Annotated in this window: 10 protein-coding genes and 1 pseudogene; 5 read left to right on the plus strand and 6 right to left on the minus strand. The window is 71.5% G+C overall.

The features are described from left to right. Positions 1-41: 41 nt before the first annotated feature. Positions 42-1,217, plus strand: a complete 1,176-nt coding sequence (locus ACFV9J_RS39195) for a CaiB/BaiF CoA transferase family protein (protein ID WP_385362817.1) — start codon at positions 42-44, stop codon at positions 1,215-1,217. Positions 1,218-1,224: 7 nt separating this feature from the next. On the opposite strand, the gene ACFV9J_RS39200 is transcribed toward ACFV9J_RS39195, so the two are convergent. Both ACFV9J_RS39200 and ACFV9J_RS39205 read right to left on the minus strand, forming a co-directional pair. Continuing rightward, positions 1,225-1,602 carry a VOC family protein gene (locus tag ACFV9J_RS39200; RefSeq protein WP_385362819.1) on the minus strand — a complete coding sequence of 126 codons (378 nt, stop codon included), beginning with the start codon at positions 1,600-1,602 and terminating at the stop codon, positions 1,225-1,227. A 509-nt stretch (positions 1,603-2,111) separates the two neighbouring features. Continuing rightward, a pseudogene (locus ACFV9J_RS39205) lies at positions 2,112-2,924 on the minus strand (trans-aconitate 2-methyltransferase); the annotation flags it as partial. A 133-nt stretch (positions 2,925-3,057) separates the two neighbouring features. On the opposite strand from ACFV9J_RS39205, the gene tamR reads away from it, so the two are divergent. Then, the gene (gene tamR, locus ACFV9J_RS39210; protein ID WP_356859267.1) at positions 3,058-3,555 is read left to right on the plus strand and encodes a MarR family transcriptional regulator TamR; all 498 of its coding nucleotides are present in this window, start codon (positions 3,058-3,060) and stop codon (positions 3,553-3,555) included. Here tamR and ACFV9J_RS39215 read toward each other — a convergent pair. Next, positions 3,514-4,293 (minus strand): LuxR C-terminal-related transcriptional regulator, encoded by a 780-nt coding sequence (locus ACFV9J_RS39215; protein WP_385362821.1) that lies wholly within the window; start codon positions 4,291-4,293, stop codon positions 3,514-3,516. The genes tamR and ACFV9J_RS39215 overlap by 42 nt on opposite strands. A gap of 239 nt (positions 4,294-4,532) precedes the next feature. Between ACFV9J_RS39215 and ACFV9J_RS39220 the strand changes: the two genes are divergently transcribed. Next, a complete protein-coding gene (locus tag ACFV9J_RS39220) occupies positions 4,533-4,988 on the plus strand; it encodes a GNAT family N-acetyltransferase (protein ID WP_385362822.1) in 456 nt (151 codons plus the stop codon). Positions 4,989-4,993: 5 nt separating this feature from the next. On the opposite strand, the gene galK is transcribed toward ACFV9J_RS39220, so the two are convergent. From galK to galT, 3 genes are read right to left on the minus strand one after another with little or no spacing between them, the layout of a single operon-like run. Further along, entirely contained in the window at positions 4,994-6,157 is a 1,164-nt protein-coding gene (galK, locus tag ACFV9J_RS39225; RefSeq protein WP_385362824.1) for a galactokinase, read from the minus strand. A 32-nt stretch (positions 6,158-6,189) separates the two neighbouring features. Next, on the minus strand, positions 6,190-7,158 hold the full coding sequence (galE, locus tag ACFV9J_RS39230; RefSeq protein ID WP_385362826.1) for a UDP-glucose 4-epimerase GalE: 969 nt from the start codon (positions 7,156-7,158) through the stop codon (positions 6,190-6,192). Beyond that, the gene (gene galT / locus ACFV9J_RS39235; protein WP_385362828.1) at positions 7,155-8,216 is read right to left on the minus strand and encodes a galactose-1-phosphate uridylyltransferase; all 1,062 of its coding nucleotides are present in this window, start codon (positions 8,214-8,216) and stop codon (positions 7,155-7,157) included. The genes galE and galT overlap by 4 nt, the downstream gene beginning before the upstream one ends. A 201-nt stretch (positions 8,217-8,417) precedes the next feature. On the opposite strand from galT, the gene ACFV9J_RS39240 reads away from it, so the two are divergent. Both ACFV9J_RS39240 and ACFV9J_RS39245 read left to right on the plus strand, forming a co-directional pair. Next, entirely contained in the window at positions 8,418-10,106 is a 1,689-nt protein-coding gene (locus ACFV9J_RS39240; protein WP_385362830.1) for a sodium:solute symporter family protein, read from the plus strand. A 21-nt stretch (positions 10,107-10,127) separates the two neighbouring features. Continuing rightward, complete coding sequence (locus ACFV9J_RS39245; protein WP_385362832.1) at positions 10,128-10,439, plus strand: hypothetical protein; 312 nt, start codon at positions 10,128-10,130, stop codon at positions 10,437-10,439. The last annotated feature ends 252 nt before the right edge of the window (positions 10,440-10,691 follow it).

The raw sequence follows: 10,691 nt of genomic DNA on the forward strand, positions 1-10,691 counted from the left end.
GAGAGCTGACGGCTGAGAGCCGAGGACTGAGGACTGAGGGCATGCAACCGCTGCGCGGAGTCACCGTCGTCGCGCTGGAGCAGGCGATCGCCGCGCCCTACGCCAGCCGTCAGCTCGCCGACCTCGGCGCCCGGGTGATCAAGGTGGAGCGCCCGGGGACGGGGGACTTCGCGCGGGCCTACGACACCCGGGTGCGGGGTCTGAGCTCGCACTTCGTGTGGGCCAACCGCAACAAGGAGTCCCTCACCCTGGACTTCAAGGATCCGCGCGGCCTGGAGCTGCTGCGCAGGCTGATCGCGGACGCGGACGTCTTCCTGCAGAACCTGGCGCCGGGCGCGGCCGCGCGGGCCGGACTGGGCGCGCGGGAGCTGCGTGCCGCGCATCCGGAACTGATCGTGTGCGACATCTCCGGCTACGGCGCGCCGGGCCCCTACGCGGACCGCAAGGCGTACGACCTGCTGGTGCAGTCCGAGGCGGGGCTGCTGTCGGTCACGGGCACGCCGGACGACATGGCCAAGGCGGGCATTCCGGTGTCGGACATCGCCGCCGGGATGTACGCGTACAGCTCGGTCCTCGGCGCGCTCCTCGAACGCGGCCGGACGGGCCGGGGCACGCACCTGGACGTGTCGATGCTGGAGGCCACCGTGGAGTGGCTGGGCTTTCCCCTGTACTACGCCTTCGAGGGCGGCGGGCCGCCGCCGCGGGCGGGCGCCTCGCACGCGACGATCTACCCGTACGGCCCGTTCACGGCGGGCGACGGGAAGGTCGTGATGACGGCGGTGCAGAACGAGCGCGAGTGGCAGGGCTTCTGCGCGGGCTTCCTGGGCCGTCCGGAGCTGGCCGGGCATCCGCACTACGCCACCAACGCGGACCGCGACGCGCACCGGGAGGAGCTGGGCGCGCTGATCGCGGCCCGGTTCGCGGAGCTGACCGCCACCGAGGCGGTCGAGCTGCTCGACGCGGTGCCGGTCGCCAACGCGCGGGTGAACACGGTCGCCGAGGTGTGGGACCACCCGCAGCTGGCCGCACGCGGACGCCTGCACGAGGTGCCCACCCCGGCCGGTCCGGTCCCGGCCCTGGCACCGCCGGGACCGGCCGGGGACGCGCCCCGCATGGAGGCGGTCCCGGCGCTGGGCGAGCACACCCGCGCCGTACTCGGCGGTCTCGGACTGTCGGAGGAGGACATCGACGCGCTCGCCGCGGACGGCGTGGTGTGAGCCCGGGTCAGGGGCGGTCGGGCCCGTCCGGTTCCAGGAACTCCAGGCGGTTGCCGACGGGATCGGCGCAGTAGAAGCGCCGGTGGCCGGGGAGGTCGTGGTCCCAGGTGACGGGCGTGCCGTGGGCCTCCAGGCGGGCGGCGTACGCGTCGATCCCGGTGACCCGCAGCCCGGGGTGGGCCTTGCGGGCGGGCCGGAAGCCGGCCGGCTCGACGCCCAGGTGGAGGTGGACGGTGCCGGCCCGGAACCAGCAGCCGCCGTGCGCGGCCAGCACGGGCGGCTTGGGGACCTCGGTCATGCCGAGGACGCCGATGTAGAAGGCACGCAGCGGCTCCTCGGCGCCAGGCGGCACGGCGAGCTGCACGTGATCGAGCCCGGTGATCACCGGCTCGCCTCCCCAGCGGATCCCGCGGACCCCGTGGATCCCGCGGACCCCACGGACCCCGCGGATCCCGCCGATCCCGCTGACCCCATGGACTCCGCCGACCCCGCCGACCCCGCCGACTCCACGGATCCCGCTGACCCCGCCGATCCTGCTGATCCCATGGACTCCGCCGACCCCGCCGACCCCGCCGACCCCACAGACCCCACAGACCCCACGGATCCCGCTGACCCCGCCGATCCTGCTGACCCCATGGACCCCACCGACCCCGCCGACCCCACAGACCCCACGGATCCCGCTGACCCCGCCGATCCTGCTGACCCCATGGACCCCGCCGATCCCGCCGACTCCACGGATCCCGCGGATCCCGCCGACTCCACGGATCCCGCGGATCCCGCTGACCCCACGGACCTCGCTGACCCCGTGGACCTCACAGACCCCGCTGACCCCGTGGACCTCACAGACCCCGCTGACCCCGTGGACCTCACACACCCCGCTGACCCCACAGACCCCGCAGGCTTCCGTGCGACGGCGAAGACGCGGCGGAAGGGGAAGGGGGTGCCGTGCGCCTGGGCCGGGTAGGCGGCGCGCAGTACGGCCCGGTACTCGTCGACGAAGGCGTCGCGGGCGGGCGGGTCGTCGTCGAGGGCGTCCAGTACGGGCCGCAGCCCCGTCCCCTTGACCCAGTCGAGGACGGCGTCGTCGCCGGGCAGCAGGTGGACGTACGTCGTCTCCCACACGTCGGCGGTGCAGCCGGCGGCGGTCAGGCGGGCCAGGTAGCCCTCGGGGGTGAGGACGGCGTCGTCGTGGCGCAGGACGCCGTCGAGGCGCTGCCGCCAGCGCCGGGAGCCGGCGAGTTCGCGCATCAGGCGGTGGCTGGGGGCGTCGAAGTTGCCGGGCACCTGGAGGGCGAGGGTGCCGCCGGGGGCGAGTCGGTCGATCCAGCCGGGGAAGAGGTCGGCGTGGCCGGGGACCCACTGGAGGGTGGCGTTGCTGACCAGGAGGTCGCAGGGCTCGTCGGGGGTCCAGGAGCGGGCGTCGGCGGGGGCGAAGTCGAGGTGGCCGCCGCCGGAGGTGGGGCCGGCGTACTGCCGGGCGCGTTCGAGCATCCGGGGCGAGTTGTCGTAGCCGGTGATGCGGGCGGTGGGCCAGCGGTCGGCGAGCAGCACGGTGACGTTGCCGGGGCCGCAGCCGAGGTCGGCGATGCGGGGCGGGTCCGCGGGGAGGTCCGGGATCCGGGCGAGGAGGTCGGTGAAGGGGCGGGCGCGGTGGCCGGCGTGGCGCAGGTACTGGGCGGGGTCCCAGGTGGGGGCGGTGGCGGGCATGGAGCCTCCAGAGGGTGTCCGTGCGGGACGGGTACCCAGCGTCACCCGAAAGTATCTCGACGTCAAGACAGTCGTCATCGAGAGAGTCGACATCAAGAGACTTCACATCGACACAACCACTACACTGATCGTCATGGAGGACGAGGTCGATCGGCTGGTCGCAGCATGGCGCCGGGAGCGCCCGGACCTCGACGTGGAACCGCTCGAGGTACTGAGCCGCGTCAGCAGGCTGGCCCGGCACCTGGACCGCGCTCGCCGGCTGGCCTTCTCGGAACACCAGCTGGAGCCGTGGGAGTTCGACGTGCTCACCGCGCTGCGCCGCGCGGGCACCCCGTACCAGCTCTCCCCGGGACAACTGCTCACCCAGACCCTGGTCACGTCGGGCACGATGACCAACCGCATCGACCGCCTCGCCAAGAAGGGCCTGGTGGAGCGCCTGCCCGACCCCAGCGACCGGCGCGGCGTCCTGGTCCGGCTCACGGACGAGGGCCGGGACCGCGCCGACCAGTCGCTGGCGGGCCTGCTGGCCCAGGAGCGCGCGATCCTGGGCGAACTCTCCCGCGCCCAGCGCACCGAACTGGCGGCCCTGCTACGCCAGCTGACCGCCCCGTTCGACAACATCCCCGGCTGAGGGCCCGTCCAGATCCGCCGGCCCCACCCCGGCCCTGCGGGCCAGCGCCACGGCGGCCAGGGTGGAGTGGACGCCCAGCTTGCCCAGGACGTTCTGCATGTGGGTGCGGACCGTGTGCGGGGACAGGTACAGCCGCTCCGCGACCGCCTTGCGGCCCAGCCCGGCGACCATGCAGCGCAGCACCTCGCGCTCGCGCGGGGTCAGCGACTCCACCAGCAGCTCGCTCTCGGTGCGGTGCTTGCGGGCGGCGGTCAGCTCGCGCAGGACGCCGGTGAGCAGGGCGGGCGGCAGATGCGTCTCGTCGCGCAGGACGCCCCGGATGACGCTGAGCAGCCGCGACAGGGAGCAGTCCTTGGCCACCCACCCCGAGGCCCCGGCCCCCAGGGCGAGGGCCGCCCGCCGCGGATCGTCCTTCCCGGCGAGGACCACGGTCCGTACGCCCGGCTGGCCCGAACGCACCCCCGCGACCAGCGAGATCCCGTCCACCAGCCCGTCCTCGTTGCCGTCCCGCACGGGCACGGCGGGCCGGACGCCGGGCACGTGACCGCCCAGGTCGGCGTCGACGAGCAGCACGTCGAACCGCCGCCCCTCGGACGCGGCCCGCTCCAGGCAGCGCAGTGCGGCCGGACCGCTGCCGGCCGCGGAGACGTCGACGTCGGGCTCGGCGGCCAGGGCGGCCGCGAGCGACTCGGCGAAGATGCGATGGTCGTCGACGACCAGGACTCGGATACGAACCACGAAACCCCCTCCCCCGAGCTCCGCCAGGAGCAGGGGATACCCATCGTCTGTCCGTCCTCGGACGACGGCACCGGCACGGGTGGACGCCGGGGCCCGCGTCCAGCTGTGCTGTTCCCGGGTGTCGTACCCGGCTGTCTCGCCCCCTGAACGGCACCGGCCCCCACCGGTGCTGCCCATCAGAGTACGGGCGGGGGCCGGGAGGGGAAGGCTCTTTGCAGAACTGACTCCGCGGCACGTTTATGGTGAGCCGCATGTTTCGTCTTGTGACAGAAGTCGACAAGGAACGGCGCGATCTGCTGCGCACCCGCCTGCGGGAGACGAACACAGCGGCCTCCTCCGTCCTGCGTTCCCTGCGCGGAACCCCTCACGAACGCGAATTCCCGTTGCACGTGTGGGTGCTGGACGCCACCGGCGGCCTGGCGGGCGGCCTGGTCGGGCACACCTGGGCGACCTGGCTCCACGTGACCTACCTGTGGGTGGACGGCGGCCACCGCGGCGCGGGCCTCGGCTCGGCCCTCCTCGACGAGGCGGAGCGCACCGCCCGCACCGAACGCGGCTGCGCCGCCGCCCGGGTGGAGACCTGGGACTTCCAGGCCCCGGGCTTCTACACGAAACGCGGCTACGACGTCATGTGCGTGATCCCCGACTACCCGCCGGGGATCACGGAGTACACGCTGGTGAAACGGCTCGGCTGACCGACTCAGACCAGCCGCCGCGCCCCCGCCGAGGGCACCGCCCCGAACACCCTCGGCGCCCGGAAGCCCGCCGCCGCGAAGGCGTCCTCGACCGCCTTGGTGACGGCGTCCACGCCGGCGGCCTCCACCAGGACGATCGCCGAGCCGCCGAAGCCCCCGCCGGTCATCCGGGCGCCGAGGGCGCCGGAGGCCAGGGCCGTGTCGACGACCAGGTCCAGCTCGGGGCAGGAGATGCGGAAGTCGTCGCGCAGCGAGGCGTGGCCCTCGACCAGGACGGGGCCGATGGCCCGGGTGTCGCCGGACTCCAGCAGCGAGACCACTCGCTCGACGCGCTCGTCCTCGGTCACCACGTGCCGGACCAGGCGGCGCACCTCCTCCTCGTCGCCCAGCCGCTCCAGCGCCGCGTCCAGGTCGGCGTACGGCACGTCGCGCAGCGCGTCGACCCCCAGCAGCGCGGCGCCCTTCTCGCAGCCCGCGCGGCGCTTGCCGTACTCGCCCTCGCTGTGGGAGTGCTTGACCCGGGTGTCGACGACCAGCAGGCGCATCCCCTCGGCGGCGAGGTCGAAGGGGATCTGCCGCTGGGAGAGGTCGCGGGTGTCGAGGAACAGGGCGTGCCCCGCCTCGCAGCAGGCGGACGCCGTCTGGTCCATGATGCCGACGGGGGCGCCGACGTAGACGTTCTCCGCGCGCTGGCACAGCCGGGCCAGCTGCCAGCCGCGCAGGCCGAGGGCGTACAGGTCGTTCAACGCCAGGGCGAGGACGACCTCCAGGGCCGCCGAGGACGAGAGCCCCGCGCCCGAGGGGACCGTCGAGGCCAGGTGGACGTCGGCGCCGGTCAGCTCGTGCCCCGCCTCGCGCAGCGCCCAGACCACACCCGAGGGGTACGCGGTCCAGGACTTGTCCGAGCCGGGGGTCAGGTCGGCGACGCGCAGCTCGACCGGCCCGGCGTCGACGTCCGCCGAGTGCAGGCGCAGGACGCCGTCGTCGCGCCGGGAGACGGCGGCGACGGCCTGGTGCGGCAGGGCGAAGGGCATCACGAAGCCGTCGTTGTAGTCGGTGTGCTCCCCGATGAGGTTCACCCGGCCCGGCGCCGCCCACACCCCCTCCGGCTGTGCCCCGTACAGCTCCCGGAACCGCTCGCCGACGGTCCCCGCGACAGCCTCGCCCATGCCCTGACCCCTCGCCCTTCCGGTGACTGCGGTTAGTACTGGCCCGCGCGCCGCTGCGCGAACTCCCACGCGTCCGACACGATGCCCGCGAGGTCCGCGCGGGACGGGTTCCAGCCCAGCTTCTCGCGGGCGGTGTCGGCCGACGCGACCAGGACCGCCGGGTCGCCGCCCCGGCGCGGGGCGGTGACCTCGGGGATCGGATGGCCCGTCACCCGCCGCACGGTCTCGACGACCTCGCGGACGGAGAAGCCGTTGCCGTTGCCCAGGTTGCAGATGAGGTGCTCGCCCGGGGCGGCGGCCGCCACGGCCAGCAGGTGGGCCTCGGCCAGGTCGGCGACGTGGATGTAGTCGCGCACACAGGTGCCGTCCGGCGTCGGGTAGTCGTCGCCGTAGACGGAGATGGCTTCCCGCCTGCCCTGCGCCACCTGGAGCACCAGCGGAATCAGATGCGACTCGGGGTCGTGGCGCTCGCCGTACTCCCCGTACGCGCCCGCGACGTTGAAGTACCGCAGCGAGACCGCGCCCAGCCCGTGGGCCGCCGCCTCGCCGGTGATCATGTGGTCGACGGCCAGCTTCGAGGCGCCGTACGGATTGGTGGGCTTCGTCGGCGCGGACTCGACGATGGGAACCTGCTCGGGCTCGCCGTACGTGGCGGCCGTGGAGGAGAAGACGAGCCGCCGCACGCCCGCGCCCCGCATGGCCTCCAGCAGCGCCATGGTGCCACCGACGTTGTTGTCCCAGTACTTCTCGGGCTTCACGACCGACTCGCCGACCTGGGAGAAGGCGGCGAAGTGCAGCACGCCGTCGAACGAGCCGTCCAGCCACTTGGCGGCGTCTTGGATGTCGCCCTCGACGAACGAGGCGCCCGCCGGCACCCCCGCACGGAAACCGGTCGACAGATTGTCGAGCACGACGACCTCGTGCCCCGCCTCCACCAAGTGCTGGGCGACGACGCTGCCGACGTATCCGGCACCACCTGTCACCAGGTACTTCCCGCTCATGAACTCGCTACCTCTCGCAGTCGCTCGGCCGCGCGCTCCGGGGGTACGTCGTTGATGAACACGTTCATTCCGGATTCGGAGCCCGCGAGGAACTTCAGCTTGCCGGACGTACGGCGGATAGTGAAAAGTTCCAGGTGGAGCGCGAAGTCGTCGCGCGTCACACCCTCGAACTCCTCCAGCTGCCCGAACGGCGCCTGGTGCCAGGCCGCGATGTAGGGCGTCGGGGGCTCGCCCTCGCCGAAGATCCGGTCGAAGCGCCGCAGCAGCTCCAGATAGACCTTGGGGAATTCTGTGCGAGCCGCCTCGTCGAGCCCGAGCAGATCCGGCACCCGCCGCTTCGGATACAGATGCACCTCGTACGGCCAGTGCGCCGCGTACGGCACGAAGGCGGCCCAGTGTTCACCCTCCAGGACGACCCGCTCACCGGCCAGCTCCTCCTCCAGCACGGCGTCGAACAGGTTCTCCCCGCCCGTCGCGTCCTTGTGGGCGGCGAGTGAACGGAGCATCAGGGCGGTGCGGGGGGTGGTGAACGGGTAGGCGTAGATCTGCCCGTGCGGGTGACCCAGCGTCACTCCGATCTCGGCGCCCCGGTTCTCGAAGCAGAACACCTGTTCAACGGAGGGCAGATGGGACAGCTCGGAGGTGCGGTCCGTCCAGGCGTCGAGCACCAGCCGGGCCTGCTCCTCGCTCAGGTCGGCGAAGGAGGCGTCGTGGTCGGAGGTGAAGCAGACGACCTCGCAACGCCCGGAGTCACCGGCCAGCGAGGGAAACCGATTCTCGAAAACCACCACGTCGTACGACGAGTCCGGAATCTCGCTCAGCCGCTCCCCGTCCGACGGGCACAGCGGGCACTGGTCGGCCGGCGGATGGTAGGTGCGCCCTTGCCGGTGCGAGGCGACGGCAACCGAGTCGCCGAGCAGCGGATCACGCCGCACCTCGGACGTGGTGACGGTCCGCTCCAGCGGACGGCGGTCCACGGCGTCGCGCACGGTGTCGTCACGCAGGTCGTAGTAGACCAGCTCACGGCCGTCGGCCAGCCGGGTCGAGGTCTTCTTCACTGCCGCACTCCTCTGCACCCACCCATGACAGTCACCAGCACGCCCGTCAATCATCCAACACAATCAAACATAACACATCACAACCCACCACCCCCACGCCACATCACAATCAAACAAAGTTCATCACCAAAAGTGTTCAATTACTGAACGCGGAGGCGTAGGTTCCGCTCCGGATCAGTTCGCGAACGAAGCGAGTGCTTAATGCAAACCCCCACAAGCTCCACATACCTAGCCGCAGAGCTTCGACTCCCCACCAACTGGCTCGACTACACGATCCTCGGGATCTACTTCGTGGTCGTCCTGGGCATCGGCTTCGCCGCCCGCCGCTCGGTCAAGACCAGCCTGGACTTCTTCCTGTCCGGCCGCTCCCTGCCCGCCTGGGTCACCGGACTCGCCTTCGTCGCCGCCAACCTGGGCGCCACCGAGATCCTCGGCATGGCCGCCAACAGCGCCCAGTACGGCGTCTACACGACCCACTGGTACTGGATCGGCGCCATCCCGGCGATGGTCTTCCTCGGCCTGGTGATGATGCCGTTCTACTACGGCTCGAAGGTCCGCTCGGTCCCGGAGTTCCTCCTCCTGCGCTTCGACAAGGCCTCCCACCTGCTCAGTTCGGCCCTGTTCGCCATCGCCGCCATCCTGATCGCCGGCGTGAACCTCTACGCCCTCGCGATCGTCGTCGAGGCACTGCTCGGCTGGCCCGAGTGGGTGGCCATCGTGGTGGCCGGCTTCTTCGTCCTGGCGTACATCACCCTGGGCGGCCTGTCCTCGGCGATCTACAACGAGGTCCTCCAGTTCTTCGTGATCCTGGCGGGCCTCATCCCGATCACCATCCTGGGCCTGAAGAAGGTCGGCGGCTGGGACGGCCTGTCCGACTCCCTCTCCAAGTCCCACGGCTCCGACTTCATGACGGCGTGGGGCGGCACGGGCATCGGCAGCGAGAACCCGCTGGGCGCCAACTGGCTGACCATCGTCCTGGGCCTCGGCTTCGTCCTCTCCTTCGGCTACTGGACGACGAACTTCGCCGAGGTCCAGCGCGCCCTGTCCGCGAAGAACCTCTCGGCGGCCCAGCGCACGCCCCTGATCGCGGCCTTCCCGAAGATCTTCATCGTCTTCGTCGTCATGATCCCGGGCCTGGTCGCCGCGGTCCTGGTCCCGAAGATCGGCACCCCCGGCTCGGACCTCCAGTACAACGACGCGATCCCGTACCTGATGCAGCAACTGCTGCCCAACGGCGTCCTCGGCATCGCGGTGACGGGCCTGCTGGCCGCCTTCATGGCCGGCATGGCGGCCAACATCTCCTCCTTCAACACCGTCTTCACCACCGACATCTGGCAGAAGTACGTGAAGAAGGACCGCGAGGACGGCTACTACGTCCGCTTCGGCCGCCTGATCACGGTGATCGGCGTCCTCGCCTCCATCGGCACGGCGTTCCTGGCCTCCTCCTTCTCCAACATCATGAGCTACCTCCAGACGCTCTTCTCCTTCTTCAACGTGCCGATGTTCGTGGTCTTCATCATCGGCATGTTCTGGAAGCGGGCGTCGATGAAGTCCGGCTTCTGGGGCCTGATCGCGGGCACGACCGCGGCGATGGTGAACTACTTCGTCATCTACAAGCAGGGCATCATCGACATCCCCTCCGACCAGGGCGCCAACTTCGTCTCCGCGATCGCGGGCTTCGTCGCCGGCGCGGTGGTCATGATCGCGGTGTCCCTGTTCACCGCGCCGAAGCCCACCGCCGACCTCCAGGGCCTGGTGTACGGCACCACCTCCCCCGGCATGGCGGAGGCGCCCGCCAAGGGCGACGACGCGTGGTACCGCAAGCCGGCGCTGCTCGGCTGGGGGGCGGTCGTCCTGGCCGCCGCCTGCTACATCCCGTTCTCGTTCTGATCGCGGGAGGATAGAGAGAGCATGTCTGATTCCTACTCCGACAAGAACCTGCAGGACGAGGTCTCCGAGCTGGAGACCAAGTCCGTCACCGCCGCGCGGCTGTTCGACATCCGGCGGATCATCGGCGGGCTGTTCGTGATCTACGGCGTCATCGTGACGATCGCGGGCTTCGTGGCGTCCGACGAGGACATCGACAAGGCGCAGGGGGTGAACATCAACCTCTGGACCGGGATCGGGATGCTGGTCCTGGGGCTCTTCTTCCTGGCGTGGCTGAAGCTGAGGCCCACGGCACCGCCGACGCCGCCGCTGGAGGAGACCGGCAAGGAGGAGTGACGGTGTCTTCGTGACGCCGTCCAGTGCACCGCTGTGTGACCGACACCCGGGGTTGGTGCGGGGGTGGGTCACGCGGCCCGGCGTAGCGGGGTGCCGCTGCGCCCACCCGTGCCGCCCCAGCGGCACGACTGCCCGCAGCTAGGGCGAGGGGCGGCGGCTGCCCGCAGCTAGGGGGGCGGGACGGGCGGTCAGCCGCGTACGGCGCGAAGGGGGCGTGTCGGGGGGTGTCCGCCCGCAGCGGTTGGCGCGTCA

Origin of the sequence: Streptomyces sp. NPDC059906, from assembly GCF_042730645.1 — a bacterium.
In the GTDB taxonomy this organism is placed as follows: domain Bacteria; phylum Actinomycetota; class Actinomycetes; order Streptomycetales; family Streptomycetaceae; genus Streptomyces; species Streptomyces rubrogriseus.